The following is a 26,410-nucleotide window of genomic DNA, read 5'->3' on the forward strand; positions in this document are numbered from 1 at the left end:
CGACGCTGTCCAGGCCGTTGCTCCCGCGGCCTCACCCTCCGCGTCCCCACAACCCCACCTTTGCTAGGGAGTGTGGCTGACGATGGTGGTCTTGGATTTCGCGAACCGGCAGTCCCACTCGACCAGCAGATCGTGATCCACGTTCGGGGTGCCACCGGTGAGCTTCGGGTCGGTGGTGGTCGAGGGTGCCGCGCCCGCCGTCGTGGCCGGGTTGCTGTGGATGAAGTGGGCCGGGAGAGTGGTCAGGCCCTCGTAGAACTGGGCGTCGCCGGTCACTTTGATGCTGCCCTTGGTGCCCGTGCCGTGGTCGGGGTCGGCGAAGTTGTCGCGACCGGCGCTGTAGGGAACGGCGAAGCCGGGAGCTCGATTCCCGCCCTTGGTGGGCACGGGCGTCGGCGTCGCTGGAGCAGGCGTCGGCGCCGGAGCGGGAGTTGGTGGAACCATCCGTGCGGTGCCTTCGCCCGCCTGGACGTCCCATGCCTCCCAGAAGTCCCAGTGTGGCTTGACGATCGTGGACGTGATGTCGATGCCGAACATGTTCTTGATGTCGTAGTCGACGACGATGTGCTGCACGATGTGGCCGCCCACGTCCGAGTCCTTGCTCAGAAGGAATGAGGTCGACCAGGAGTAGCCGCCGCAGTCCTGCGGGGTCGGGCCGGTCTCTGTGCTGATCAACAGCCGCCGCGGTGGCGCCGGCGCGGGCAGCTTGGGCGTCGAGATGACGGCGACCCGATTGCGCGCCGGGTCGCCGCCGAACTCGCTCGTCTCGCCGTGGGCGAACAGGGACAGCTGAGTCTTGGGGATGCCGGGCATGAAGCCGCCCGGTCGCGTCAGCTCGGCCACGGTGTTGGTGGCGCGCTCGCAGGACAGCGACCAGTTGAACTCCTGGGTGCCGGGCTCGCTGGCGTATCCGTCGACGCGCACCGGCGCCAGGAAGCTCAGCGGGGGCCGCTTGCTCACGAAGTCGCTGACCAGAGCCTGAGCCACCCCGTTGAGCGTGCCGACACCGTTGTCGAACGGCACCTGGAGGACCGGCGACGCCGGGGACGTCGTACCGACGGGGCAGGACATGCCCGCGGGCACCTTGGTCGGGTCGCCCTTTCGTCGTACCACCGGTATCTGACCGAAGTCGTGGCCGAGGTCGGGCGCGGCGAAGGACCCCGCCGGGGCATCCGGGGCGCGCTCGGGCGCGCCATGGCGACTCCCGGTGCGGACCGCTTGCGTCGACCGTGTCGCCGGTTGCTGCTGTCGTCCCGATGCCCGCGTCATTCTTCCCCCTGCGAAATGCACCCGCCGGCGCATGGATGGTATCCCCGCCACCACCCTCGCGACACCGAACTGTCCCGCGCCAGACAGCCTGCGCTACTTGCCGAGGCCCAGCGTCAGTCCGCTGAGGAGCTGGCGGCGGCCGAGCGCGTACAGGGCGAGGATCGGTAGCGTGGCGAGGACGACGGAGGCGAGTACGGCGGGCACGTTGACGCCGTACTCGCCCTGGAAGGTCCACAGTGCAAGCGGCATCGTGCGTTGCTCAGGGCTCTGGGTGAGGATCAGCGGCAGCAGGAAGCCGTTCCAAATCGTCAGTCCATTGTAGATGGACACGGTGACCAGGGCGGGTCTGGTCAACGGAAACGCGAGGTGCCACAGAGTGCCCCACTCGGTCGCGCCGTCCATCCGCATCGACTCGAAGAGCTCCCGGGGCACGTCGCGGATGAAGTTGGCCAGAACCAGCACGGACAGCGGGACCGCGAAAGCGATCGACGGCAGGATGATGGCGAGCAGGGTGTCGTACAGGTGCAGCCGGATGATGATGAGGTAGACCGGGATGATGGTGGCCTGCAAGGGGATCGCCAGTCCCATGAGGAAGAGCACGTTGACCGAGCGGAGAAACCGGCTGCCGGCCGAGCCGCGGACGACGGCGTACGCGGCCATGAACGAGACCGCGACGGCGGGCACGACGGCGCCGGCGGTGACCACGACGCTGTTGAGGAAGTAGCGGGCGAAGTCCGACTCGATGACCGATCGGTAGTTCTCCAGCGTCGGATCGGTCGGCGGCGCCAGCGGGTTCTGGGCGTAGTAGGTGCTCCGCGACTTCAGGCTGGTGATCACGATCCAGTAGATCGGCACCACCCCGATCACCAGCCAGAGCCAGCCGGCCGCGCCACCGAGCACGTTGAAGCGCCAGCCGGCGGCGGCCCTCGTCGACACTCTTACGCCCCTTCCAGTTGGCTCGCACTGGCGTCGCGGCCGCCGAGCCGCTGCAGCAGCAGGGCCAGCGCGAGACCGGCGAGGACGAGGATGACCGCGATGGCGCTGGCCGGCCCCATCAGGTTGGCCTGGAAGCCGCGCTTGTACATGTCGAGGGCGAGCACGCGGGTCGCGTCCCCGGGGCCGCCCTCGGTGAGCACGAAGATCAGGTCGAAGAAGGTCAGCGACCCGACGACCATCAGCGTCGAGGAGGTGATGATCGTGTACTTGAGCTGGGGGAGCGTGATGCTGAGAAACTGCCTGATCCGGCCGGCCCCGTCGATCTGCGCCGCCTCGTACAGGGTCACCGGGATCTGCCGTACCGCGCCCTGGTAGATCAGCGCGTGGAACGGGATGAACTGCCAGGACACCACGAACACCACGACGCCGAGCGCGAGGCCGCTGCGGCCCAGCCAGTCCTGGACCAGGAACGGGAGCCCCAGCCCGGCGCCGAGGCCGAAGTTGGGGTCCAGCAACGCCTTGTACGTGATGGCGATCGCCGCCGAGCTCAAGAGCAGCGGGATGACGTAGAGCACCGCGAGGAACTCGCGATAGCGCTGGCGCCCGGCGAGGAACACCCCGATGAGCAGGCTCATCGGCGTCTGGAACGCCCACGACAGCGCCATCACCAGGAACGTCACCCACAGCGCGTGCGGCAGGCCCGGGTCGGTGAGCACGGTCCGCCAGCTGTCGAGGCCGGCGGGGTGGATCGCGCCGATCCCGTCCCACCGGGTGAAGCTGAGCGCCAGCACACCCACGAGGGGGACCAGTCCGAAGGCGACGAAGATGGCGAGCGCCGGCAGCGCCATCCACCCGAGTGACCCGCTACGCCCGCCGGCCGAGCCGGTCGCCGCCCGTACCCGGACGGCGGGCGGAGCGAGCCCACTCACTGGCCGATTACCTGGTTCATGTTGTCCACGTACTGCTGCGGTGTGATCGACAGTTGGAAGAGCTTGGCGATGTTGTCCAGCAGCTTCTCCGCCGCCGTCGGGCTCAGCGCCTGGTCCCAGGACTGCGCGAAGACCTTCGCGTTGCTCGCCGTGTCGTAGACGAACTTGAGGAAGGCGGGGTCCTTGGAGCTGGCTATCTTGCTTTCGCTGCCCTTGACGATCGGCACGCCACCGGTGTCGAGCCACTCGGCGCTCTCCTCGTCGGTGAGCACGCCGGTGGTGAAGAACTTCTTGGCGGTCTCCTTCTGCTCCGCGCTGGACTTGGTGGAGATCGCCAGATATTGCGCGGGGTTGCCGACCGTGTTGCTGGGGTCGCCCTTGCCGCCGTCGACCGGCGGGAAGTTCATGTACCCGAGGTTGCCGCCGGAGACGAAGTTGCCACCCTCCTCGGCCATCTGCCCGTACGTCCAGGTGCCGTGCACCATCATGGCGGCCTTGCCGGTGAAGAGCAGTGCCTGGTCGGCGTTGGCGTCGGCGACGACAGAGGAGAAGCCCTTGACGAAGCCGTCGGCCCTGACCAGTTCCTGCACCTTGCCGAGCGCATCCAGGGCGGCCGGGTGGGACCAGGCGTCCTTCTGGCCGTCGAAGACCGCCTGGAACACCTCGGGGCCGCCGATCCGGTCGAAGAGGAACTCCAGCCACATCATGTTCGTCCACCGCGACTGCCCGGCGAGCGAGAACGGCGCGATGCCCTTGGCGTTGAACTTGGGCACCAGGTCCATGATGTCGCCCCACGACTGCGGCGGTTCGGCCCCGATCTTGTCGAACGCCCGCTTGTCGTAGAACAGCACGATCGGCTCGACCGTCTCGCACGGCATCGCGTAGATCTTGCCGTTGACCGTCGCGGCGCCGAACGACGAGGGGAACAGCCGGTCCTTGACCGCGGCGTTCTGGGCGAACCAGTCGGTCAGGTCGTCGACCTGGCCGGCCTCCACCCAACTCTTCAGCCCGCCGCCGCCCCAGCCCCAGATGATGGTCGGCGCCTGGCCCGCGCCGAGCGCGGTCCGGATCTTTGTCTTGTACGCGTCGTTCTCGAACGCGGTCGGCTTGATCTGGTTGTCGGGGTTCGCCTTGTTGAAGCGGCTGACGGCGTTTTTCCGGATGACCTCGCCGGGTGCGGCGGTGAGGAACCAGTAGCTGGCCTCCGCACCGCCTCCACCCTGGCTCGGGCCTGAGCTGCCGCAAGAGGCGAGTGCCACCCCCGCGCCGGCGCCAGCCGCAAGGTTGAGGAAGTTCCGCCGGGACATCGAACCGTGTGCCACGCTGACCTCCGGTGGTCGTATGCGGGCTAGTACCGGAAAACTTACGGAGATATTCAAGCCAACGTATGTACCCGAACCGGACGTGTCAACCGGCGTGCACGAGTACGTTCTCGTCGTCCGTCCGCTCGGCGGGGGTGCGCTTGGGCTGGCGGAGCACGGTGAAGGCCACGATGAAGGCGGCGACGAGGAGCCCGGTGCCGACCGCGAAGGCCAGGTGGTAGCCGCCGGTCAGCGCGGCCGGCTGGCTCTGGCCGTCGGCGAGCAGCGTCCCGGTGCGGGAGGCCGCCAGCGTGGACAGGACGGCGACGCCGGTGGCCATGCCGATCTGCTGGGTGGTGTTGAAGAGCCCGGAGGCGAGCCCGGCGTCGTCCGCCCCCGCGCCGGACATGCCGAGCGTGGTCAGGGCCGGCAGGGCCAGCCCGAACCCCGCGGCGAGCAGCATCACCGGGAGCAGGTCGGTCACGTAGTTCGCGTGCACGGGTACGCGGGTCAGCAGCCCGAGCATGCCGATCAGCAGGACCAGCCCGCTCAGCAGGACGGTGCGCTCGCCGAAGCGGGCGTTGAGCCGGGCGGCGACGCCCAGTGACACGGCGCCGACGATCGCGGCCGCCGGCAGCATCGCCAGGCCGGTCTCGGCGGCGCCGTACCCGAGCACCTTCTGCAGGTAGAGCGCGACGAGGACCTGGAAGGAGAACAGCGCGGCGACCATCAGGATCTGGACCAGGTTGGCCCCGGAGACGCTGCGGGAGCGGAAGATCCGCAGCGGCATGAGCGGGTTGCGGGCGGTGGCCTGGCGGACGAAGAACCCGGCGATCAGGACGGCGGAAAGGGCGCCCAGGCCGAGCGTGGCGGCGGAGGTCCAGCCGAGTTCCTCGATCTTGACGACGGTGTAGATGCCCGTCATGAGCCCGGCGGTGACCAGGAACGCCCCGGCGGCGTCGGCGCCGGCGGCGAGCCCGAGCCCACGGTCCATGGGTAGGACGGGGATGGCGACGGCGATCGCGGCGAGCCCGATCGGCAGGTTGATCAGGAAGATCCAGTGCCAGTTGAGCGCGTCGGTGAGGACGCCGCCGAGCACCTGACCGATCGAGGCGCCGGCGGCACCGGTGAAGCTGAAGACGGCGATCGCCTTGGCGCGTTCCCGGGGTTCGGTGAAGAGCGTGACCAGGATGCCCAGGCTGACCGCGGCGGCCATCGCGCTGCCGAGGCCCTGCAGGAAGCGGGCGGCGATCAGCAAGGCCGGGGAGGTCGCCGCGCCGGCCAGCAGCGAGGCCAGGGTGAAAAGCGCGGTGCCGGCCACGAACATGCGCTTGCGGCCGATCAGGTCGCCGACCCGTCCGGCCAGCAGCAGCAGGCTGCCGAACGCGATCAGATACGCGTTGACGACCCAGCTGAGGCCGGCGGGGGAGAAGCCCAGGTCGTTCTGGATCGCGGGCATCGCCACGGTGACGATGCTGCCGTCGAGGATGGTCATCAACAGCCCGGTCGCGATCACCGCGAGGGCGAGCCAGCGTGACCGGGCCGGGGACGTGACCGAGGGGGTCGACATGTGGTCCTCCTGTTGAGCGTGCCTACAGGAGAGACCGTAGTGGATAGTTCCGTTAGAGACAATCTCTTTGTGATCTAGTTTCCGCGCTGGCGGGCTCGCCGGACCGGCTGGGCGTGCTCCACCGGCTCGGCCAGGTGCCCGGTGACCAGGCGATTCATGGCCCGGAGGAACACCGCCCGCTCGTTCGCGGGAAGCGCCGCCAGCGCCTCCTCGTGTACCTGGTCGACGATCTGCTGGCTCCGCGCCGCCACGCGCGCGCCCTCCTCGGTGACCGCGATGATCCGGGCGCGGCGGTCGGTGCTGGAGGGGCGGCGCTCGGCCAGCCCGGCCTCTTCGAGGGCGTCGACCGTCACCACCATCGTGGTCTTGTCCATGTCGCCGATCTCGGCGAGCTGGATCTGGGTCCGCTCCTCTTCCAGCGCGTGGACGAGCACGCAGTGCATGCGGGCGGTGAGGCCGATCTCGGCGAGCGCCGCCGCCATCCGGGTCCGCAGCACATGGCTGGTGCGGTCCAGCAGGAACGACAGGTCCGGTTCGGTGCGGGTGGGTGCCATGGCGGTCATGCCTGCTAGCATACCGACTTTGTTCCGTCGCAGATTATCCGACAGAAGACCACTGGCTGGTGGGTGCCGGGACGGCGGGCGGTGCCCCGCCAAGCACCGCGCCGACGAGCAGCCCGATGCCCACGGTCTCCAGCACCGACAGCGCCGCGCTCCCGCCCCAGACGACCGCGCCGTAGTCGGAGACCCCCAGGTCGCTGTTGATCAGGATCTGTGGCAGCGCGATCGACCAGACAACGCCGGCGACGGAGCCGAGCAGCAGGACGCCGAGCCCGCTGAAGGCGAGCGCGACGGACCGCCCAGCCAGCCGGGACCGCCGGATCGCGAGGAACACCGTTCCCACGATCAGGACAGCGAGGAAGGGCAGCTGGGCGATGGTCAGCCCGACGAGTAAGCCGTATTCGCGCACGGGACGACCATAGTGACGCCGATCAAGACCCCTAGACGCTAGGTTCAGGTTCAGGATCGAGTTCTGAGCTACCGCGACGTCCGTCGCGCTCCAGACCGTCGCTCCCGCGGCCTCACCCTGCGCGCTCCACAATCGACAGACCCCGGCGGGCGGTGCGCGCGTCGCGGGAACGCATAGATCTTGGTGACTTGTTGTTGCTGGGGCGACAATAATTCACCAAGATCTATGCATGCTGACGTACAAATGCGGCATATCGGCCGATACCCACCGACCGGCCTCACCCTCACCGAGAGACGTCTCTAGAAGAATGGCCACGACACCGCCGCCACCGCCGCTTCCTGTTGCTGCTTTTCCGTACACGCCTTTTGCGCCTCCGGCGTCGGCAGCGCGGTGCAGTCCGGCAGATAGATGTCGATTTCCTTGACGCGCGTGGCGATGGTGCTCCACGTGCGCTCCGCGAGCGTGTCGTCCGGATCGCTGGCGCACACGGGTACGGTGCCGGCGATCAGCGTCGCTGCCACGGCGAGCCAGCTATCTCGTCTTCTCGCCTTGGCCCCGATGATCGCGGCTCGCTCCATCGCCGCTGCCTTGATCAGGGCTTCCTTCTCGGTGGCCTCGGCCAGTATTCGCGCGGCGGCAATTTCGGGAGAGGGACGCCTCGCTCGCTTCTTCCGCGAAGACACGCCTAGATGCTCGCACAACCCCGCAACATCGGGTTTGTCGGCAGGCCGAGTCCGGTGTGGAGGGTTGTCGCCGCCACACCGGACCGTGAGTACCTAGCGGGCGGTGCAGGTGGGTGTCATGCCCGTGCCGGTACCGGCGCCCTGGAAGCCGAACTCGGTCGACTGGCCAGCGGCGACGGAGCCGTTGTAGGCGACGTTCGTGAACTGGACCGCCCCGGTGTTTCCGCTGCGGTTGGCGTTCCAGGCGTTGGTGACGCTGGCGCCCGACGGCAGGGTGAGGGAGACCGTCCAGCCGGTGATCGGCGACGAGCCGGCGGTGACCCGCACCGTGGCGACGAAGCCGCCGGTCCACTGGTTGAGCGACACCGTCGCCGAGCAGCCGGCGCCGGTCGGCGGAGTGGTCGGCGGCGTCGTCGGTGGGGTGGTCGGAGGTGTGGTGGGCGGCGTGGTCGGAGGCGTCGTCGGGGGTGTGGTGGGCGGCGTGGTCGGGCCGTCGGCGAGGGTCGGCGTCTGCCAGTCCCGCCACTCGGCCAGGTTGCCGAGCTTCCTGCTCGAGATCCTCATCGCGCCGGTGACGCTGCCGGTGTTCAGGAGGAACTTCTGGATGTACTGCTGCAGCGGCGTCCGCCATTCGGGCCGGACCGCGCAGTGGTTGCCGTCCGCGATGTCGGACCAGTAGGTGATGTTGTCACCCGCGCCGAGCGCCTTGTACACCTCGGCGCCGGCCAACGCCGCCACGCTTCCGGACCGGGCGGCCAGCCAGTCGATGTGCGGATTCTCCATGATGAACAGTCCGCGCGGCGCCACCATGGCCACAGCGGAGTGGGTGTCCACCGGCAGCGTGGTCGGGTTGCCCGTGAACGCGCTGAACGCGTCACCCAGCCACGGCTGCTCCCCGTACGCGCTGCTCAGGGGCTGGGAGCCGGACTCGCCGGGGATCCCGCGGAAGATGGGCGCACCGCCACTGCCCGACTCGATCGGCATGGTCAACGCCACCCGCTGGTCGAACACGCCGGCGACGAAGGCGCCCTTGCCGTATCGGGAGCAGCCGGTGACGCCGGTCGCGTCGGCGCGCAGGACGTTGCCGCCCGACTGCTCGATCACGTCGATGATCCGGCTCACGCCCCAGGCCCAGGCCATCAGCAGGCCGGTACTGCTGGTGTTGCCGTAGATGGTGTAGAACGCGCCCTGCTTGTTGTTGCGCGCCGTCCCCTCGCGCCCCACCGTGAAGGGGTCGTAGCTGATCACGGCGGCGCCGGCGGCGCGGATCGTCGCGGTGTCGGCGCCGAAGCCACCGTAGACGACGACCGCCGGGAACGGGCCGGTGCCGGTCGGCAGCTGTACGCCCGCGGAGAAGCTGGCGGTCCTGCCGTTCTGCGACACGTTCACCGTGATGTTGCTGCCGGAGACCGTGCCGGTGACGCTCGCCGGCTTGGCGGGCTTGTCGCCGTAGACGTACCGCTCGGCCATCTCCCGAATCTGCGCCCGCTGGCAGCGCCAGTCGGCCTTGGTGGCGATGCGCGAGCCGTCCGCCCGCCGGAACGGGTCGGGGAGCCTGGAGTTGGCGGTCAGCGATCCCGGGAGGGTGACCGCGCAGTCGGCGCCCTCGTCTTCGACCGCCGCGGCGAGCGCGAGGGTGCCGGCGGCTGCCACGGCGGTGGTGGTTCTCGCCGCGGTGACCGCTCCGGCGGCCGCGAGTGCCGCTATCGCCAGCGCGACGATCATGGAACGGACCTGAGAGCGGCCCGAGCTGATGATCACTGGGGCTCCTTCCGGGGATGATGAAGGGAGGACGTCAATCGACGATCGCAAATATCGACTATGACAAGTGTCGGACAAGATCTTGCGGGGTGTCAACGACGAGTCCCGGAAACTTTCCGAAAGTGAATACCGACTAGACTTCCCTGATGCCCGTGCCGAGACAGCGATCCGCGGAACCGGCGGCGTCGCGCTTGTCGCGGGTGGCCGCCCGGTGCGCGCGGATCGTGGAATCGCGCCCCTTCGACGCGGTCATCGTCATCATCATCGGCGCCAACGCGGTCGTCCTGGGCCTGGAGACCTACGAGCACCTCGGGGCGGCTACGCCGTTGCTGCGCGGACTGGAGTGGTCGTTCCGAGCCGTCTTCGTGGCCGAGATCGCGGTGCGCATCCTCGCCTACGGGCGCCGGCCCCAGGACTTCTTCCGGCACGGCTGGAACGTCTTCGACTTCATCGTCATCGCCGCCGCGTTCATCCCCGGCCTGCACGGCGAGTCACCCATCCTGCGCATCGTGCGGATCGCCCGCGTACTGCGGCTGGTGCGCTTCTCACCCGGCCTGCGCACCATCGTGGCCGCGCTGTGGCGCAGCCTGCCCGGCGTCGGCGGCTTCCTCGCCCTCGCGATGGTCACCCTCTACGTGTACGGCATGGCCGGCTGGCTCATCTTCGAGGAGACCTACCCGGAGCAGTACGGCACCATCGGCCGCGCCGTGCTGACCCTCTTCGTGCTGCTGTCGTTGGAGAACCTGCCCGAACTGATCGAACAGGGCATGGCACTGTCGCCATGGACCCTCGTCTACTACGTCAGCTACGTACTGATCACCGCCAACCTGTTGCTCAACATCCTCATCGCCGTCATCGTCAACTCGATGGAGGAGGCCCGCCGCCTGGAGATGACCGAGCGGATGGCCTCCGATGAGGACGGCGACGGCGTACCCGATGAGCTGGACCGGATCGCGATCAGCCAGCGCCTCGACGACCTGCGCACGGTCGTCGCCGAACTCGAACGCGAGCTGCGCATCAACCGCGACGTCACCGAACGCTCCAGGGACGACTAGCTAGAGATATTGGGTCAGGGTCAGGATTTGGGCTGCCGCGACGCTCGTCGTGGTCCAGGCCGTCGCTCCCGCGGCCTCGCCCTCCGCGGTTGACGACCCATACCCCTCGGCGCGCTTGTCCCGCGGACCTGGCAGCGCTGGTCGGGGATTTCGGCTCGCTTTGCGAGCCGCCGACCTGCGCGGTGCCCGCGGGAGCATGCGGTCCGCAGGTGACGCGGACCGGGGTAAATCTGCCTGAGAATCGTTACGACGCGCCGGACCCGTCATCAGCCGGGCCCTCGACTCCGAAAGGTCTCTAGATCGTCATTGCGGTGGTTACCGCGATCAGCGCGCAGCCGAGGACGAGAGACGTGTCCCGGTAGAACGTCAGGGTCGTGGGGCACCGCGTGTCGAGGAAGCCGCGGACTCCGCCCCTTGCGGCGCTGCCGACACGGTATTCGCTGACGCGGCCGAGTGCGGCCACGATGAGCAACGCGACGAACAGGGCGACCGCCCCGAGCGTCGCCGCGACGGCACACCACGCCAGCACCCCACGTCCGAACGACAGGCCCGCCACCGTCGCGAATATGCCGGCCACGACGAGCCCCAGCAGCGTGGCGAGGGTGGCGGTGACGCCCGAGGCGCGGCGCATCAGGAGGATGACGACGTCCGTACGCATGGCGCCGGCATCGGGGTTCTTCAGGAAGGCGCGTAGGCCAAGTTCGTCGTGGCGGTCCTCATCCAGATGGGCCCGCAACAGGTGCTGCCAAAACCGGTCAAACAGCGGACCGCACAGCGCGGTCAGCACCGCCTGCAGCGCCGAGACGGCCGCCAGGAGGATCGAGGCCGCCGACGCCGCGGTCACCGGTCAACTCGCCGTCAGCGTCGGTACGCAGTGCCGGCTGTACACCTTGGCCGGGTGCCCGCTCAGCGGTTGGCTGGCGCTCAAGGTCCAGGTGACGGTGGTGTCCAGGTCGGCGACGACCGGGCTCGGCGGCGGGTTGACCAGCACCACGCCGACCGACGCGGGGACCCCGCACCGGGCGGCCACCCGACCGCCGCGGTGGGACCACGTCGAGCATCCGGCTTGGCCGAACGCCAGGATCTGATCGCCGGGCGGCGTGAGCGCGAAGCTGAACGTGGCATCGAAGAGGTCGCAGCCGGTGTGGTTGTCGAGGACGGCCTTGTGCACGCTGCCCATGGCCGGGATCGGGTCCGGCGCGCTCTCCGCGACCAGTTGGATGAAGTTGCGGTTGTCGTAGCTCTTGGTCATAGCCGAGGCTCCCAGAAGGCCGTACCTACCACGGTGACGATCCGCGGGACCGCCGATGGCGCGACATCCGTAAGGAAGATCTGGTTGTCGTCGAAGAGGTTGACGATGCCGTCCGCCAGTCGCACGGTCAACCCGTTCACCGCGCGCGCCTCCGGGATCCCGAAGGCGTCGTACAGCGGCCGAGGATCCGCGAGATCCACGACATGCGTGCCGAGCGGGTCCTGAAATCGCAGGGCCAGCACGACACCGTCGGCGTGGTACGCCTGGTGAAAGTCCGTCCGGATCTCGTGCCCGGCGGTCGGGCGCCACCGCGCCGCGACGCTCAGGTTGGCGGCCGCGACCGGGCCGGCGACGCCGACAACGGCGCCGGCCATCCGCTCGGACAACCCGGGATCGTCCAGGACGTACGCGGCCACCGTGAAGTCGGACCGCGGCGACAGCCAGGCGGCCTCCAATCCCTCGTACGCCATCCAGCCGCGCCCCAGCGAGGCGTACCCGGAGTCGACGCGCATCCAGGTGGGGTCGCCGCCGGGGAGGGCGGGCGGCGCGCCGTTGAAGACGACCTGCTCCGGGGCCACGCCGTCAAACACGTACCACGCGCTATGCACGTGCATGGCCACAGGCTACCGCGTGGCGTGGGCCAGGATGGCGTGTAATTCAGCTGCTTCGAGGACGACGGGGTTGCCCTGGGTGCTGCTGGCCTTGGCGGTCTTGGCGACGATGTCGTCGGCGTGTTCGGCGCGCAGGCCGTACGCGCCGAGCGCCGGCACCTGGAGCAGGCTCAGGGTTTCGCGCAACCAGGCGATACCGTCCGCTGTGGAGGCTTGGGCGTTCCCGGTGAGCAGCGCCGCGCTCTCCGCGTACCGGGTCAGCGCCGGGTGGTGGGGTTGACGGGCGCGCAGTGCCGCGACGTTCGCCTCGATGACGGGGACGAGCAGCGCGGCGCAGGCGAGGCCGTGCGGCACGTCCAGGACGCCGCCGATCACGCCGGCGAACCCGTGTACCGCGCCGAGTTTGGCGTTGGCGAGCGCCATCCCGCCCAGGAGCGCGCAGACGGCCATGTCGGTGCGCGCGTCGACGTCGGTGCCGTCCGCGTAGGCGCGCCGCAGGCCGCTGCCCGCGCGGCGGAGCCCTTCGCGCGCCAGCGCGTCGGTCACCGGATTGGCGCGGATCGAGACGAGCGGTTCGAGGCACTGGGTGAGTGCGTCCAGCCCGCTGGCCGCGGTCACCGCCGGCGGGCAGTCGATGGTCAGCAGCGGGTCGACGAGCGCGACGCGGGGGATCATCCCGGGCGCGCGCAAGCTCGCCTTCAGCCCGTGCGCGGGCGAGGCGAGCACCGCGTTGGCGGTCACCTCCGAGCCGGTGCCGGCGGTGGTGGGCACCGCGACGCACGGCACGGACGGCTTGGCGATGGGGTGCCCCTGCCCGACCACCTCGAGGTAGTCCAGCGGGTCGCCGCCGTTGGCCAGCAGCATGGCCACCGCCTTGCCCAGATCGAGGACGCTGCCGCCGCCGATCGCGACGACGACGTCGGCCCGGTGCTCCCGGGCCGCCGCCACGCCGGCACGCGCCAGGTCGACGGTGGGTTCGCCGGTCACGGGGAACACCGCGTACGGCACGGCCAGCCGCGCGATCAGCTCATGGTGCCGGTCCGGGTGGGCGCCGGTGCACACCAGCGCCCGCGTGCCGAGGCCGCGCACGACCGCCGGCAACTCCGCGGCCCGGCCGGGACCGACCAGCAGCCGGCCGGCGGTGGCGAACTCGAACGGCGCCGTACTCATGCGATGACAGCCTAGTCTCCGATCTCGCGTCCCTACGACAGAACGGAGACCTGACGACAGAACGGAGAATGGACGGATGACGGGACCCAGTGTCTTGGTGCTTCTGCGCACTCCACTGTCCGATGCGGATGTCAACGCGTTGTACGCGTGGCTGGCCAAGGGGTTCGGCGCGGAGGACGACGGTTGGTGGCTGCTGCGTGACGCGGACGCGGTCGGCCTGCCGTGCCCGTCGGAGCCGACCGGTGCGGTGCTGGTGGAGCCCGGCCCGTGGTCGGGTCGCGACGAGCCCGAGGTGCCCGCGACGTACGCGGCGGCGGTGGGCTTCGTGCCGGTCGCGGAGATCGGCCTGGCGATGGAGGGCGGCCGCGACGGCGAGCACCGACTCCTCGCCCACCTGGCGTTGGCCCTGGTCGGCTGCTACGGCGGACTGATCGAGGTGGACGGCATGGTCAAGTTCGCGCCGCCGGCTGCCGCCCAGCCGGAGACCGAGGCGCAGCGACGGCAGCGGTGGCTGGCCGCCAACCGTACGGGGGTGGCCGGCATGCCCGGTCGCTGTTACGAGGCCCCGTACGTGTCGATGCGGGGCGAGCCCGTGATCGTGAACGTGGTGGACGCGGAGTTCCTGGCGGCGTGGCTGCGTCACCCGAGCTTTCGCATGTGAGTCGTCCCAGGGCTTGCGAGTGGAAGCCTTTCCATCGATACTTGCAACTGTTTCGCGAGCTGGGCACGTGCGCAGGGCGAGGGCATCCCTGCGTGATCCCGCCTGGTCAGCTGCCGCATGGTTGTCGACCGGTCGGGCCCCGACAGATGTTAACGCTAACACCGACCGTGCCGCCATCGAGGCGGTGGAACGGAGAGTGGCATGTCCGCGAAACGAACGAAATCCCTGCTGGCCGCGGGGGCGGTCGCCGCGCTGGCGGTCACCGCGCTGACCGTCACGACGGCGAACGCCGCCGCGGGCTGCCGGGTCAGCTATGCGGTCACCAGCCAGTGGCAGAGCGGGTTCGGCGCGAGCGTCGCGGTCACCAACCTCGGTGACCCGATCTCCTCGTGGAACCTGGTGTGGAGCTTCGGCGCCGGCCAGAGCATCACGCAGATCTGGAACGCCACCCACACCCAGTCCGGCGCGCAGGTCACCGCGCGCAACGTCTCCTACAACGGCAGCATCGCCACGAACGCGACGGTGTCGTTCGGCTTCAACGGGGCCTGGGCCGGCAGCAACCCGGTGCCCACGGCGTTCACCCTGAACGGCACCGCGTGCACCGGCGGCGTCACGCCGACGTCCGCGCCGCCCACGTCCGCCGCGCCGACGACGCCGCCCCCGACCACGCCGCCGCCCACCTCGCCGCCGCCGACCGGCACGTTGCCGTCGACGCTGCGGTGGAGCTCCAGCGGCGTGCTGGCCGGTCCGAAGCCAGACGCGGCACACAGCGACATCGCGGCGATCAAGGACTACACGGTGGTGCGGCACAACAACGCCTGGCAGGTCTACGCGACCACGGCGAGCCCGGCGCGGGGCTGGAACCTGGTGCACTTCTCGTTCCCGGACTGGCCGCAGGCGAACGCCGCCACACACACCTATTTGGACACCGCGACCCCGATCGGCACCGGATACCGGGCGGCTCCGCACATCTTCTACTTCGCGCCGCAGAACCTGTGGTACATGGTCTATCAGACCCCGCTGCCCACGTACTCGACCAGCACCGACCCGAGCAACCCGCGCTCCTGGACCACGCCGCGCAACTTCATCGGCAGCGAACCGGCGATCGTCACGCAGAACAAGGGCAGCGGCTCGTGGCTCGACTTCTGGATGATCTGTGACAGCGCGAACTGCTACCTGTTCTCCAGCGACGACAACGGCCACATCTACCGGTCGCAGACCACCATGGCCAGCTTCCCGAACGGCTTCGGCAACACGGTCATCGCCCTGCAAGACTCCAACCGGTTCAACCTCTTCGAGGGCAGCGCCGTCTACAAGGTCGGCAGCGGCAACCAGTACCTGCTGCTGCAGGAGGCGATCGGCTCCGACGGCAAACGCTGGTACCGGTCGTTCACGTCCAGCAGCCTCGCCGGGTCGTGGACCCCGCACCTGGCGACGGAGGCCAACCCGTTCGCCCGCTCCAACAACGTGACGTTCTCCGGTACCGCGTGGACCCGGGACTTCAGCCACGGCGAGCTGATCCGGGCCGGCAACGACCAGACCGTGCCCCTCAACCCGTGCCAGATGCGGTTCCTGTACCAGGGCATGGACCCCAACGCGAGCGGCGACTACATCCGGCTGCCCTGGCGCATGGGCCTGCTCACCCAAACCAACTCGACCTGCTAGTGAGGGAGGAGGGCTTCGTGCACTTCGCGCGCCCTCGGCTCTGGCTCGTGACCGCGGCGGTCGCCGCGGTCACGGCCGCCGGAGTCGTCACCGCCGTGTCGGCGCAGGCCGCCGCCGGATGCAAGGTCACCTACACCGTCACCAACCAGTGGCAGGGCGGCTTCGGTGCCAGCGTCACGGTGGACAACCTGGGCGACCCGGTCACCGGCTGGGGGCTGACCTGGTCGTTCGCCGCCGGACAGACGATCACCCAGCTATGGAACGGCTCGTTCGCGCAGTCCGGTGCCCAGGTGACCGTGACCAACGCCGCCTGGAACGGCAGCATCCCCACCGGCGGCTCGGTCGGCTTCGGCTTCAACGGCACGTCGACGTCGTCGAACCCGGTCCCGACGAGCTTCGCCCTCAACGGCGTGATCTGCACGGGGTCGGTCCCGCCGACGTCGTCCGCGCCGCCCACCTCCGCGCCGCCCACCTCCGCACCGCCCACGTCCGCGCCGCCGTCCACGTTCACCAACCCCGTGCTGTGGCAGGACTTCGCGGACATCGACATCATCCGGGTGGGTGACGCGTACTACTACTCGGCGTCCACGATGCACTACTCGCCCGGTGCGCCGATCCTGCGCTCCTACGACCTGGTCAACTGGGAGTTCGCCGGCCACTCGGTGCCCAGCCTGGACTTCGAGTCGGCCAACTACAACCTGTCCGGCGGTCGGGCGTACGTCAAAGGCATCTGGGCGTCCACATTGAACTACCGGCGCAGCAACGGCACCTTCTACTGGATCGGCTGTGTCGAGTTCAACCGCACCTACGTCTACACCGCCACCACGGTCGAAGGGCCGTGGACCAAGCGCTCGCGCATCAACAACTGCTACTACGACGCCGGCCTGCTCGTCGACGACAACGACACGATGTACGTCGCGTACGGCAACACGAACATCAGCGTGGCGCAGCTGTCCGCCGACGGGCTGTCCCAGGTGCGCGCCCAGCAGGTCTTCACCACGCCGTCGAGCGTCGGGACCCTCGAAGGCGCCCGGTTCTACAAGAGGAACGGCAGCTACTACATCTGGCTCACCCGGCCCGCCAACGGGCAGTACGTGCTGAAGGCCAACAACCCGTTCGGCCCGTACGAGATGCGGCAGGTCCTGCTCGACCTGCCCGGCCCCATCACCGGCGGTGGGGTGCCGCACCAGGGTGGCCTCGTGCAGACACAGAACGGCGACTGGTACTACATGTCCTTTGTGGACGCCTTCCCGGGCGGCCGGGTGCCGGCGCTGGCACCCATCACCTGGACGGCGGACGGCTGGCCGGTCCTGCAGACCGTCAACGGTCGCTGGGGAGCGACGTACCCGAAGCCGAACATCCAAACCTCGCGGACCGTCAAGCCGATGATCGGGACGGACACGTTCGCCGGCACGACCCTCGGCCCGCAGTGGGAGTGGAACCACAACCCCGACAACGCCCGCTGGTCCGTCAACAACGGCCTGCGGCTGCAGACCGCGACCGTCACCAACGACCTGTACGCGGCCCGCAACACCCTGACCCACCGCATCCAGGGGCCGACGTCCACCGCCACCATCGAGCTGGACTACTCGACGATGGCGGGCGGCGACCGGGCCGGACTGGCGATGCTGCGGGACTCGTCCGCCTGGATCGGCGTCAAACGCGACAACGGCGCCACCCGGGTCGCCATGACCACCGGGCTCACGATGGACAGCAGCTGGAACACCACGGGCACCGGTACCGAGCAGGCCGGCGCTGCCATCACCGGCGGCCGGATCTGGCTCCGTGTCAACGCCGACATCAGACCCGGCGCGGGTAGACAGGCCCGCTTCTCGTACAGCACCGACGGGACCACCTTCACCACCCTCGGACCCGCGTTCACGCTCAACAACGCCTGGCAGTTCTTCATGGGCTACCGCTACGGCATCTTCAACCACGCCACCCAGGCCCTGGGCGGTGCGGTGACCGTACGCAAATTCGACCTCACGACGCCGTGACGGCGCGCCCCGTCGTCGTTTCGACGGGGCGCGCCTTAGGGCCTGGTCAGCCGAGGCGGTCGGTGCGGTCGTAGCCGACGATGACGGTGGCGCCGGCGACGGTTTCGGTGGGTCGTTCGACCTGTTCCCAGGCGAGCAGGGCGCCCGTCTCGGGGTCGAAGATCAGCAGTTCCCGGGTGGTGGCGGTGTCGACGCTGACGGCCTGGCCGGGCCGGCCGGCGCGGTCGGTGACCGTGCCGCGCCAGGAGACGCCCGGCACGTCCGCCAGGATGTGCAGGATCCGCGCCCGGGCCTCTTGGGGTACGGCGTAGTAGGAGTAGACGTCGCGGACGGCGAGGAAGACGCTCTGCGGGTCGGCCCCCATGCTGAGGCGCTTGGCGAGCCGGTCCGCCCCGGTGGACAGCGGCTGGCGGGGCCCGGCCTTGCCGGCTGGCAGGTCGTCGTGCTGGACGCCCGGGGTCGGATCCGCCTCGTGCCGCTGCCAGTACTGGCGGGACCGCTCGTTGGGGTACACCGGGGCGAGCGGGGTCACGGTGATCCGGCCGGATCCGTCGGCCAGGTACCAGCGCTGCTTGTCCTGCGGGTAGATGACCTGCGAGTCGCCGCCGGGTTCGGCGTCGATGACGGCGTTCCAGCCCACCGTGTGGATGTACGTGTAGCGGCCCGACTTGCCGTCGTACGGTGCGGCGGAGATGCCGTCGGCGAGTCGCCGCAGCCCGTCGCCGGCGCTCGGCGGGTCCAGCGCGTACTGCACCGCCACCGGCTGCACGACCGGCCCGAGGAGCAGGTCACCGCGCGGCGGCTCGCCGGCCTGCCCGGGTGGGGCGGGCCCGTCGGCGGTGAGGGCGACCGCGCCGGCCGTCACGCCGGCCGCCACCGCGAGCACCGCCGCGGCCAGCACGAGCCGGCGCCCGGCTAGGGCCGGGCGGGTCAGGTCCGCCCCCGGGTGGTCGCCTCGGCGAGCGCGATGACGTCGGCCGCCGCGGTACGCGGATACGGCACCGCGATGTCGCGGGCCGGGTCGGCCGGGCCGAGCAGTGTTCTGGTCCCCTGTACGTCATGCATGTCTGACATCCCCTCATCTACCGTCGGATCGCAGCGGTGTTGGCGTCGTCGACCGGAGCCGGGCCCAGGGCGTCGATCAGGCGTCGCCGCGCCCGGTGCAGGCGTACGGCGGCGGTCTGACGGCGGCACCCCAGCACGACCGCCGCCTCCGCCACGGTGAGTTCCTCCCACCCGATCAGGCGGAGGATCTCCTGGTCCGCGTCGGACAGCGTGGCCAGCGCGGCGCGTACGTCGCCCAACTGGTCCACGGCGCCTTCGCCGGCCCGGCGGTCGTGGCCGGCGTCCCCGGTGCCGAGCGGCAGGATCTCCGGAGCGGACCGGCGGGCCCGCCACTGGTTCGCCAGCAGGCGCCGGGCCACCCCGTACAGCCACGGCAGGCCGTGGTCCGGCACCTGCGCCCGCCGGCGCCACGCGATGACGAAGACCTCCTGCGCCAGATCCACCGCGGCATCCAGGTCGGCCAGCCGGCGTAGCCCGTATCTGACGACCTGCGCGTGGTGGGTGGCGTAGAGGTCGGTGAACCAGCCCTCTCCGCGTTCTCCCGACGATCGCATCCGCACTCCTGACTGCCCTCGACGACGCTTCCACCCCTGTATGTGTCGGCGCCCGCGGCAGGATTACGCGGCGGTGAGGATTAGGCCGGTCCGACGGTGATCTCGCCGGTGCTGGCCCGTACGGTGATCTTGTTGGCTGCGTCCGGCCGGCTGGGCAGATCCACGACCGCACCGGCGTCCGTCTTGGCCTCGATGCGGTACGCGCCGGCGGCGGGCAGGTAGACCCGGGTGGCGCCGACGTCGTTGGTGACGTCCACAGCGGACGGCGGAGCCGCGTACCGCAGCTCGATGTCGCCGACGCTGGTGCTGGCCTTGGTCGCGCCGGCCATGCCCGACCCCGTGATCGCCCCGACCTCGGTGGTGACCTGGACCGGGCCGGTGATGCCGGTCAGCGTGACCGGCGCGGTGCCGACCTGCACGGTCACCGCGATGCCCGGTGGCGCCTCGACCCGGTAGTGGGTCTCGCACTGCCCGGCGGCGTCGGCCTTCTTGCCGCAGCCGCGGTCCACCAGGTACAGCGTGCCGTCCTCGACGCGGTGGCTGGTGAGCGGCGGCAGGTCGGCGTACAAGCGCCGTTCCTGGACCCGCAGCGGGCCCTCGACGGCCACGATCTCCACCGCGCCGGAGCCGCCCCGCAGGTCCAGCGCCGTGACGGTGCCGGGCACGGCGTACCTGGTCAGGTCCTCGGCGTCGCGAAGGGGCGAGGTGTCGCAGCCGGCGCAGGCCAGCACCAGCAGCACGATCGGAAGCCGGCGCATGGTCAGAGCGGCACCACGTACTGGATGAAGCCCCGGTTTTCCGCGACCCGGTCGTAGAGGCCGCGGGCCACGTGGTTGTCCTCCTTCGTGTGCCAGTACACCCGCGCACAGCCCTGGTCGCGGGCCCACGCCCCGGTCGCTTCGATCAGCGCGCGGGCCACACCCCTGCCGCGCGCCTCGGGAGCCGTGAACAGGTCCTGGAGGTAACACACGTCGGATGACGTGGTGCTGGCGTGGACGAGGAAGTGGACGATGCCGACCAGTCGGCCGTCCAGCCGCGCCCCGAGCGCATGTATCCGCCCGCCCTGCTGGAACTCCTGCCACGCCTGCTCGTACCGGTCGGCCGGCCAGGTGCGTCCGTAGAACGCGTTGTAGCCGCCGAACAGGTCCTCCCATCCGGCGCGGTCGCCGGGCTGGAGCGGGCCAACGCTAATGATCGGAGCCATCCCCGGCACCCTAGACGATTTCCCGCCCTCCCGCCGGACCGCGTCGATCAAGGACTTTCGCGTTGATCAAGGGCAAATGGTCGTGGAAAAGAGATCAAACCACGGCCGTTTGCCCTTGATCGACGCAAAAAGGGGGGCGCCCGCGCGGGCGCGGGGCTAGGTCAGGACGCGGTCTGCCTGCAGGGCGGACACGATGCCGTCCCAGAGGCGGGTACGGGCGGTGAGCGCCCGGTTCACCACGTGTACGCAATCGTCCCACCTGGCGGTGTCGTCGCCGCACAGGTCGGCCAGCATCTGCATGGCCATCGGGGTGTGCTGCTCGCCGTCGACCTCGATGTGCCGGGCCAGGTAGTCGCGGAAGGCGGCGAACCGGCCGTCGTCCCCGTCGACGGCGATGACCTGGTCGAACATCTGCGGGATGAGGTCCTCGCGGCCGAAGGCGAACGCGGCGGCGCGGCAGTGCACGGGGCCGTTGGCGATGATGTCGAAGGTCGTGTGCACGAACTCCGCGGCCGGGGCGGGGGCGCCCGCGGAGTGCAGCGCGGACGGCACGTCGCTGCCGGCGTAAAGCAGGGCCAGGAACGCGTCGATGGGCCGGATGTCGGCACCGGCCTCGGCCATGCCATAGCGATAGAGCTCGAAGTGGCTGGTGAAACCGTTGCCGAGCTCGTCGCTCTCCTCCACCAGCACGATGTCGTTGATCAATCGCCGGCTCGCCGCCGGTCCGGCCGGCACCCAGGGCACATTCACGCAGGTCAGGCTGCGTTGCAGCGACTTGAGCAGGGACATGAAGTCCCACACGGCGAACACGTGATGCTCCATGAATGTCAGCAGATCGCGCCGGTCGTGCAAGCCGCGATAGATCGGATGATTGGTCACCCGATCCCGGGCGGGTGCGATCTCGGCCCGGATCCGTTCAATACCGGGATGCGTCTGACCCCATTCGTAGCGAGACAAGGCTGTCCTTTCCTTGGTCCTCGATGGTGTGGTCGCGTCGCATTATCCGTCCTGGCGGATTTCACTGAAGCGTGGCGACCGGGCGACCGAGACACCTGTGGTCGGCGCCTGAGGCGTCGTTCAAGCGTGCATCGCCCCGCCCGATCCGACAAGTACCGAGGGTTGGCCACACTGCTCGCGGATAAGCCGATAATCGCAGGTCAAAGTCCATTGAGGAGCGACTGATCATATTGAAAAATTTACCGTCCGTAATTAGTTGATCGACTCGCTGTCGTGCATTCCTTAGGCGTTCTGCAAGTTTCTTAAGGTGGTTGACCCTTGAACCTTCCCGGCGTTGAATCCGTACCGGATGTCAGGAGGTTGTAAGGAGTGGAAGCCGAACCGGTCACGGTGACCATCGCCTTTCGTGTTGCTACCGGGCATGAGGCGGATTTCCATTCCTGGGCCTTACGGGAATTGGCAGATTCCTCGCTGCAAGGCGGCCATCAAGGGGGCGGAGTATTGGCCCCGGAGCCGGTGACCGCGACTGGCGAATTGTCATCACCTTCGACGACGAAGAGGCGGCACTGCGATGGGAAGACTCGTTCATGCGCACCCGGGACGCGTCCTTCGTCCGCAGCGTCCGGTGGCAGGTCGGCAAGGCCCGCATCAGCGGCCCGCCGACCCGGCGCCGCCGGCGCGAGCAGCCGGACCGCGAGCAGCCGGACCTGGTCCCGCCGATGCCGGCACCGCAGCCGGTCCTGGCGGAGCCCGACTCCCCGGCCGCACCGGCCCCGCCGGCGCCACCGCCGGCGCCTGGGCCGCCGCCGCCGAAGTGGAAGCTGGCGATCGTCACGCTGAGCGCCGTGTTCCCGCCGGTGCTGCTGTTCAACGTGACGCTGATCCCGTTCCTGCGTGGCTTCTCGGTCGTCGCCCGCAGCGCGGCGCTGTGCGTGGCCGTCACCGCCGTCACGACGTACGTGCTGATGCCCCGCCTGCAGAAGTGGTTCCGGACGTTCCTCTACCCGCTCGCGGGCCGCCAGCGGGCGGTCCGGCCGGGCGGTGTCCCGCCCAGTACCCGCCGGCGCGCCCGGCGCAGCGCGCGTCGCCCAGCCGCCAGTCGTGGCCCGCTCGCGACGCCAGCTTCCCAGCGGCGGACAGCCGCCCCGTGTTCCGGAGAGAGCGTGAATGAGGACCCTCCTGCTCGACAACTACGACTCGTACACGTACAACCTGTTCCAGCTCATCGCCGAGGTGAACGGCGTGCCACCGACGGTGCTGCGCAACGACGACCCGCGCTCGGCCGGCCTTGACCTCGCCGACTTCGACAACGTCGTCATCTCGCCCGGACCCGGGCACCCGCGGCGCGGCCGCGACTTCGGCGCCTGCGCCCGCGTCCTGGCCGAGGCCACCGTCCCGGTGCTCGGCGTCTGCCTGGGGCATCAGGGAATCGCGGTCGGCGAGGGCGGCGAGGTGGGACCGGCGCCGGCGCCCCGGCACGGCCACCTGACCCGGGTACGGCACGACGGCCAGGACATCTTCCGCGACGTGCCGCAGGAATTCACCGCCGTCCGGTACCACTCGCTGTGCGTCCACTCACCGCTGCCGTCCACGCTGGAGGCGACCGCCTGGGCCGAGGACGGCGTGCTGATGGGGGTACGGCACCGCGAGCGTCCACTGTGGGGCGTGCAGTTCCATCCGGAGTCGGTGCTCACCGAGCACGGCCACCGGCTGCTGACCAACTTCCGGGACCTGACCCGCGGAACGTCGGCGCGGTGGCGCCCGGCGGCCCGGGGTCACGCGGTGTCCGGTCCCGCGCCCGCCCGTACGCCGGCCGGCGCCGCCCGGTACCGGCTGCACACCCGGATGATCCCGCGGCCGGTCGACTCGGAGGCGGTGTTCACGACGCTGTTCGCCGGCGCGTCCCGGGCGTTCTGGCTGGACACCGCCCGGCCGGAGGGCACCGAGGCGCGGTTTTCCTTCCTCGGCGACGGCACCGGTCCGCACGCCGAGTTCGTCCGGTACGACGTACGCGCCGGCACGGTCGAGGTGGAACGCGCCGGCGGCCCGACCCAACTGGTCGCGGGCAGCGTCTTCGACTATCTCAAGCGGGAGCTGGCGCAGCGCCGCATCGACGCACCGCCCCTGCCGTTCGACTTCACCTGCGGGTACGTCGGGTACTTCGGCTACGAGCTGAAGGCCGACTGCGGTGCCCCGAACCGGCACCAGGCGGCGACGCCGGACGCCTGCTGGCTCTTCGCCGACCGGATGGTCGCGGTCGACCACCTGAACGGGGCCAGCTATGTGCTCTGCCTCGCCGAGGACACCCCGGCCGGACAGGACGGCGCGCGGCGCTGGCTGGACAGCGTCAGCATCAAGGTCGCCGCGTTGCCCGTCGCCGCCGCGCCCGCGGCGCCACCGGCGGCCACTGTGGACACCACCGGGATCGAGCCATGGCTGGTCCGCGACCGCCAGCGGTACCTGGCGGACATCGCCGCCTGCAAGCGCGCCCTGGAGGCGGGGAGAGCTACGAGATCTGCCTCACCAACGCCGCGTGGCTGCCCGCCCCCGCCGACTCGGCCGACTTCTACCGGCGGCTGCGCCGGCACAACCCGGCGCCGTACGCGGCGTTCCTGCGTTTCGGCGGCGTCGACGTGGCCAGTTCCTCGCCCGAACGCTTCCTGCGCATCAAGCCGGACGGCACGGTCGAGGCCAAGCCCATCAAGGGCACCGCACCCCGCGGCCGCCGGCCGGCGCAGGACGAAGCGCTGCGGGCCGCCCTCGCCGAGAGCCCCAAGGCGCGCGCCGAGAACCTGATGATCGTCGACCTGCTCCGCAACGACCTGGGCCGGGTCTGCGAGGTCGGCACCGTCGAGGTGCCCCGGCTGATGGCCACCGAGACGTACGCCACGGTGCACCAACTGGTCTCCACGATCCGCGGCCGGCTGCGGGACGGCACCGACGCCGTCGACTGCATCCGCGCGTGCTTCCCGGGCGGTTCGATGACCGGCGCGCCGAAGCTGCGCACCATGGAGATCATCGACGAGCTGGAGACGGAGGCGCGCGGCGTCTACTCCGGAGCGATCGGCTACCTGAGCTGCACCGGGGCGGCCGACCTGAACATCGTGATCCGCACCGCGGTCTTTGTGGACGGTCGCCTGCACCTCGGCGCGGGCGGCGCCATCGTCCTCGACTCCGACCCGGATGAGGAGTACGCCGAGATGCTGCTGAAGCTGGCCGCGCCGATGCGGGCGTACCAGGAATGCGCCCCCGACGCCGGACGGATCGCGCTAGCCGGCCCCCAGACCCGGGAGAGAGCCCGATGAACCTTGCCACCGACCTCGCCGAGCGGGCGCGGCGCAACGGATGGGAGGCCCGACCGGCCTTCCTCACCTCCTCCCGGGCGTGGAAGCACGGCGAGGTGCACGACCTGGCCGCGCGGGCGGCCACGGTGCTCGCCGCGTGCGGTGTCCGTCCCGGCGACCGCGTGCTGCTCGCGCTCCCGGACAGCATCGGGTGGATCGTCGCCTTTCTCGGCGCGGCCCGGCTGGGCGCGACCGCGGTGCTGGTGAACCCGGAGCTGCCCGCCGACGACCACGCCTGGCTCGCGGCCGACAGCCGCGCCGCGCTGTGCGTGACCCGCGCCGACCTGGAGCAGCACTTCGACCGTCGAAAGTGGATGGACATCGACTGGCTGCTGGTCGCGGCGGCGGCCGCCATCCGTACCGGAGCACACCGGAGCAAGCCCGATACGCCGCTGTACATCCAGTACACCTCCGGCACCACGGGTACGCCGAAGGGCGTCGTGCACTGCCACCGCGACCCCGGGCTCTACCACGACACGGTCGGCGAGCGCGTCCTCGACGTCGGCCCCACCGACGTGACGCTGTCGGTCTCCCGGCTGTACTTCGCGTACGGGTTCGGCAACACGTTCGCCTTCCCGCTCTACTCCGGCTCGGCGGCGGTGCTCACCCCGGACCGCCCCACCCCGACCGCGTCCGCGAACTGGCCGCCAAGCACAAGGTCACCCTCCTGTACGCGGTGCCATCCGCGTACGCCGCCCTGGTGGACGATGCCGGCGACGGCGACTTCTCCTCGGTACGCGCCGCCGTGTCGGCCGGCGAGGCCCTGCCGGCGGCCGTCGGCGACCGGGCCGCCGCCCTGATCGGCGCCCCGATCCTGGAGCAGATCGGCTCCACCGAGGCCGGCCACGCGTTCTGCGCCAACTCGGTGGCGCAGAACGTCCCGGGCACGATCGGGCGCCCGGTCCCCGGGTACCAGCTGGCCCTGCGCGACGCCGGCGGCGACCAGGTCCCGGACGGGGCCGAGGGCGAGCTGTGGGTACGCGGGCCGACGCTGCTGCGCGAGTACCTCAACCGGCCGCAGGACACCGCGGCGGTGCTGGTGGACGGCTGGCTCAACACCCGGGACCGGGCGTGCCGGCTGGCCGGCGGCGCGTACCGGCACACCGGCCGGATGGACGACATGGAGATGGTCGGCGGCATCACGGTGTCACCGCTGGAGGTGGAGCGGGTACTCGTGGAGCACCCGGTGGTCCGGGAGGTCGCCGTCGCGGCCGTCGCGGATCAGCGCGGCGCCACCAAACTGCGCGCGTACGTCGTCACGTCGGGCGCGGCCGTCAACCCGGTGGCATTGGAGGCCGAGCTGATCGCGCTGGCCAAGCGGCGGCTCGCCGCGTTCAAGGTGCCCCGCTCGGTGCAGACGGTGCCGGCGCTGCCGCGCACCCCCAGCGGCAAGCTACGCCGCTACGAGATCCGCAACGGCACGTGGTGAGAAGGGGTTCGACATGTTGTGGCAACGG

General features: G+C 70.2%; 25 protein-coding genes and 2 pseudogenes. 8 read left to right on the forward strand and 19 right to left on the reverse strand.

The genetic code is table 11. From position 1 onward, the window contains the following. Window positions 1-63: 63 nt before the first annotated feature. The 9 genes from Prum_RS36130 to Prum_RS36170 all read right to left on the reverse strand — a co-directional run bounded on the left by Prum_RS36130 (window position 64) and on the right by Prum_RS36170 (window position 9,382). Window positions 64-1,071 (reverse strand): OmpA family protein, encoded by a 1,008-nt coding sequence (locus tag Prum_RS36130; RefSeq protein ID WP_173080941.1) that lies wholly within the window; start codon window positions 1,069-1,071, stop codon window positions 64-66. Between the two features lie 291 nt (window positions 1,072-1,362). After that, on the reverse strand, window positions 1,363-2,205 hold the full coding sequence (locus Prum_RS36135; RefSeq protein WP_173080943.1) for a carbohydrate ABC transporter permease: 843 nt from the start codon (window positions 2,203-2,205) through the stop codon (window positions 1,363-1,365). Between the two features lie 2 nt (window positions 2,206-2,207). Further along, the gene (locus Prum_RS36140; RefSeq protein WP_246278322.1) at window positions 2,208-3,134 is read right to left on the reverse strand and encodes a carbohydrate ABC transporter permease; all 927 of its coding nucleotides are present in this window, start codon (window positions 3,132-3,134) and stop codon (window positions 2,208-2,210) included. Next, a complete protein-coding gene (locus Prum_RS36145) occupies window positions 3,131-4,456 on the reverse strand; it encodes an extracellular solute-binding protein (protein WP_246278323.1) in 1,326 nt (441 codons plus the stop codon). Before Prum_RS36145 ends, Prum_RS36140 begins: the two co-directional genes overlap by 4 nt. 85 nt (window positions 4,457-4,541) lie before the next feature. Beyond that, complete coding sequence (locus Prum_RS36150; RefSeq protein ID WP_173080945.1) at window positions 4,542-6,005, reverse strand: MFS transporter; 1,464 nt, start codon at window positions 6,003-6,005, stop codon at window positions 4,542-4,544. A 74-nt stretch (window positions 6,006-6,079) separates the two neighbouring features. Continuing rightward, window positions 6,080-6,568, reverse strand: coding sequence for a MarR family winged helix-turn-helix transcriptional regulator (locus Prum_RS36155; protein ID WP_173080947.1), 489 nt, complete (start codon window positions 6,566-6,568; stop codon window positions 6,080-6,082). A gap of 34 nt (window positions 6,569-6,602) precedes the next feature. Further along, on the reverse strand, window positions 6,603-6,974 hold the full coding sequence (locus Prum_RS36160) for a hypothetical protein (RefSeq protein ID WP_173080948.1): 372 nt from the start codon (window positions 6,972-6,974) through the stop codon (window positions 6,603-6,605). Window positions 6,975-7,273: 299 nt separating this feature from the next. Continuing rightward, window positions 7,274-7,657, reverse strand: a complete 384-nt coding sequence (locus Prum_RS36165) for a hypothetical protein (protein WP_173080950.1) — start codon at window positions 7,655-7,657, stop codon at window positions 7,274-7,276. Window positions 7,658-7,750: 93 nt separating this feature from the next. Next, entirely contained in the window at window positions 7,751-9,382 is a 1,632-nt protein-coding gene (locus Prum_RS36170) for a glucuronyl esterase domain-containing protein (RefSeq protein ID WP_173080952.1), read from the reverse strand. 260 nt (window positions 9,383-9,642) lie between these two features. Between Prum_RS36170 and Prum_RS36175 the strand changes: the two genes are divergently transcribed. Further along, a complete protein-coding gene (locus Prum_RS36175) occupies window positions 9,643-10,473 on the forward strand; it encodes an ion transporter (protein ID WP_246278324.1) in 831 nt (276 codons plus the stop codon). 295 nt (window positions 10,474-10,768) lie between these two features. On the opposite strand, the gene Prum_RS36180 is transcribed toward Prum_RS36175, so the two are convergent. The 4 genes from Prum_RS36180 to Prum_RS36195 are packed head-to-tail and all read right to left on the reverse strand — an operon-like array spanning window position 10,769 to window position 13,506. Then, on the reverse strand, window positions 10,769-11,317 hold the full coding sequence (locus Prum_RS36180; protein ID WP_173080956.1) for a hypothetical protein: 549 nt from the start codon (window positions 11,315-11,317) through the stop codon (window positions 10,769-10,771). Between the two features lie 3 nt (window positions 11,318-11,320). Continuing rightward, window positions 11,321-11,725, reverse strand: a complete 405-nt coding sequence (locus Prum_RS36185) for a hypothetical protein (protein WP_173080958.1) — start codon at window positions 11,723-11,725, stop codon at window positions 11,321-11,323. Then, on the reverse strand, window positions 11,722-12,339 hold the full coding sequence (locus tag Prum_RS36190; RefSeq protein ID WP_173080960.1) for a hypothetical protein: 618 nt from the start codon (window positions 12,337-12,339) through the stop codon (window positions 11,722-11,724). Before Prum_RS36190 ends, Prum_RS36185 begins: the two co-directional genes overlap by 4 nt. Before the next feature lie 9 nt (window positions 12,340-12,348). After that, window positions 12,349-13,506 carry an iron-containing alcohol dehydrogenase gene (locus Prum_RS36195; RefSeq protein ID WP_173080962.1) on the reverse strand — a complete coding sequence of 386 codons (1,158 nt, stop codon included), beginning with the start codon at window positions 13,504-13,506 and terminating at the stop codon, window positions 12,349-12,351. A 76-nt stretch (window positions 13,507-13,582) separates the two neighbouring features. Here Prum_RS36195 and Prum_RS36200 point away from each other — a divergent pair, with 76 nt between their 5' ends. The 3 genes from Prum_RS36200 (at window position 13,583) to Prum_RS36210 (ending at window position 17,829) form a co-directional block, all read left to right on the forward strand. Further along, complete coding sequence (locus tag Prum_RS36200) at window positions 13,583-14,167, forward strand: DUF6368 family protein (RefSeq protein WP_173080964.1); 585 nt, start codon at window positions 13,583-13,585, stop codon at window positions 14,165-14,167. A gap of 201 nt (window positions 14,168-14,368) precedes the next feature. Beyond that, window positions 14,369-15,832, forward strand: coding sequence for a glycoside hydrolase family 62 protein (locus Prum_RS36205; protein ID WP_173080966.1), 1,464 nt, complete (start codon window positions 14,369-14,371; stop codon window positions 15,830-15,832). Window positions 15,833-15,849: 17 nt separating this feature from the next. Next, window positions 15,850-17,829: a family 43 glycosylhydrolase gene (locus Prum_RS36210; protein WP_173080968.1), complete on the forward strand. Its 1,980-nt coding sequence runs from the start codon at window positions 15,850-15,852 to the stop codon at window positions 17,827-17,829. A gap of 46 nt (window positions 17,830-17,875) precedes the next feature. Here the strand turns inward: Prum_RS36210 and Prum_RS36215 are convergent, their stop codons facing one another. The 6 genes from Prum_RS36215 to Prum_RS36235 all read right to left on the reverse strand — a co-directional run bounded on the left by Prum_RS36215 (window position 17,876) and on the right by Prum_RS36235 (window position 21,609). After that, window positions 17,876-18,763: a CU044_5270 family protein gene (locus Prum_RS36215; RefSeq protein WP_173084539.1), complete on the reverse strand. Its 888-nt coding sequence runs from the start codon at window positions 18,761-18,763 to the stop codon at window positions 17,876-17,878. After that, window positions 18,760-18,894, reverse strand: a complete 135-nt coding sequence (locus Prum_RS54050; protein ID WP_281369079.1) for a hypothetical protein — start codon at window positions 18,892-18,894, stop codon at window positions 18,760-18,762. Before Prum_RS54050 ends, Prum_RS36215 begins: the two co-directional genes overlap by 4 nt. 17 nt (window positions 18,895-18,911) lie before the next feature. Further along, window positions 18,912-19,448 (reverse strand): RNA polymerase sigma factor, encoded by a 537-nt coding sequence (locus Prum_RS36220; RefSeq protein ID WP_173080970.1) that lies wholly within the window; start codon window positions 19,446-19,448, stop codon window positions 18,912-18,914. Between the two features lie 80 nt (window positions 19,449-19,528). Beyond that, window positions 19,529-20,206 carry a DUF4097 family beta strand repeat-containing protein gene (locus tag Prum_RS36225; protein WP_173080972.1) on the reverse strand — a complete coding sequence of 226 codons (678 nt, stop codon included), beginning with the start codon at window positions 20,204-20,206 and terminating at the stop codon, window positions 19,529-19,531. A gap of 2 nt (window positions 20,207-20,208) precedes the next feature. Continuing rightward, window positions 20,209-20,652: a GNAT family N-acetyltransferase gene (locus Prum_RS36230; protein ID WP_246278325.1), complete on the reverse strand. Its 444-nt coding sequence runs from the start codon at window positions 20,650-20,652 to the stop codon at window positions 20,209-20,211. A 156-nt stretch (window positions 20,653-20,808) separates the two neighbouring features. Beyond that, window positions 20,809-21,609 carry a DUF3050 domain-containing protein gene (locus tag Prum_RS36235; RefSeq protein WP_173080974.1) on the reverse strand — a complete coding sequence of 267 codons (801 nt, stop codon included), beginning with the start codon at window positions 21,607-21,609 and terminating at the stop codon, window positions 20,809-20,811. A 587-nt stretch (window positions 21,610-22,196) separates the two neighbouring features. Here Prum_RS36235 and Prum_RS52480 point away from each other — a divergent pair. From Prum_RS52480 to Prum_RS55385, 4 genes and pseudogenes are all read left to right on the forward strand, one after another. Next, window positions 22,197-22,901: a putative antibiotic biosynthesis monooxygenase gene (locus Prum_RS52480; protein WP_246278326.1), complete on the forward strand. Its 705-nt coding sequence runs from the start codon at window positions 22,197-22,199 to the stop codon at window positions 22,899-22,901. Beyond that, window positions 22,843-24,914 (forward strand): annotated as a pseudogene (gene pabB / locus Prum_RS55930) (aminodeoxychorismate synthase component I). Before Prum_RS52480 ends, pabB begins: the two are co-directional and overlap by 59 nt. Next, window positions 24,911-25,902: pseudogene (locus tag Prum_RS55380) on the forward strand (AMP-binding protein); the annotation flags it as partial. The pseudogenes pabB and Prum_RS55380, both read left to right, overlap by 4 nt. 177 nt (window positions 25,903-26,079) lie before the next feature. Beyond that, window positions 26,080-26,382 carry an AMP-binding enzyme gene (locus Prum_RS55385; protein ID WP_246278675.1) on the forward strand — a complete coding sequence of 101 codons (303 nt, stop codon included), beginning with the start codon at window positions 26,080-26,082 and terminating at the stop codon, window positions 26,380-26,382. Window positions 26,383-26,410: the final 28 nt, after the last annotated feature.

This window comes from Phytohabitans rumicis (assembly GCF_011764445.1).
Taxonomy (GTDB): Bacteria; Actinomycetota; Actinomycetes; order Mycobacteriales; family Micromonosporaceae; genus Phytohabitans; species Phytohabitans rumicis.

Bases quoted from the DNA above. Each gene is read 5' to 3' on its own strand.
- Prum_RS54050 (WP_281369079.1), bottom strand. From the start codon at position 18,894: ATGCATGACGTACAGGGGACCAGAACACTGCTCGGCCCGGCCGACCCG.
- Prum_RS52480 (WP_246278326.1), top strand. From the start codon at position 22,197: ATGCGCACCCGGGACGCGTCCTTCGTCCGCAGCGTCCGGTGGCAGGTC.
- Prum_RS36150 (WP_173080945.1), bottom strand. From the start codon at position 6,005: ATGTCGACCCCCTCGGTCACGTCCCCGGCCCGGTCACGCTGGCTCGCC.
- Prum_RS36185 (WP_173080958.1), bottom strand. From the start codon at position 11,725: ATGACCAAGAGCTACGACAACCGCAACTTCATCCAACTGGTCGCGGAG.
- Prum_RS36190 (WP_173080960.1), bottom strand. From the start codon at position 12,339: ATGCACGTGCATAGCGCGTGGTACGTGTTTGACGGCGTGGCCCCGGAG.
- Prum_RS36155 (WP_173080947.1), bottom strand. From the start codon at position 6,568: ATGACCGCCATGGCACCCACCCGCACCGAACCGGACCTGTCGTTCCTG.
- Prum_RS36195 (WP_173080962.1), bottom strand. From the start codon at position 13,506: ATGAGTACGGCGCCGTTCGAGTTCGCCACCGCCGGCCGGCTGCTGGTC.
- Prum_RS36200 (WP_173080964.1), top strand. From the start codon at position 13,583: ATGACGGGACCCAGTGTCTTGGTGCTTCTGCGCACTCCACTGTCCGAT.
- Prum_RS55385 (WP_246278675.1), top strand. From the start codon at position 26,080: ATGGTCGGCGGCATCACGGTGTCACCGCTGGAGGTGGAGCGGGTACTC.
- Prum_RS36130 (WP_173080941.1), bottom strand. From the start codon at position 1,071: ATGTCCTGCCCCGTCGGTACGACGTCCCCGGCGTCGCCGGTCCTCCAG.
- Prum_RS36220 (WP_173080970.1), bottom strand. From the start codon at position 19,448: ATGCGATCGTCGGGAGAACGCGGAGAGGGCTGGTTCACCGACCTCTAC.
- Prum_RS36205 (WP_173080966.1), top strand. From the start codon at position 14,369: ATGTCCGCGAAACGAACGAAATCCCTGCTGGCCGCGGGGGCGGTCGCC.
- Prum_RS36170 (WP_173080952.1), bottom strand. From the start codon at position 9,382: ATGATCGTCGCGCTGGCGATAGCGGCACTCGCGGCCGCCGGAGCGGTC.
- Prum_RS36225 (WP_173080972.1), bottom strand. From the start codon at position 20,206: ATGCGCCGGCTTCCGATCGTGCTGCTGGTGCTGGCCTGCGCCGGCTGC.
- Prum_RS36230 (WP_246278325.1), bottom strand. From the start codon at position 20,652: ATGGCTCCGATCATTAGCGTTGGCCCGCTCCAGCCCGGCGACCGCGCC.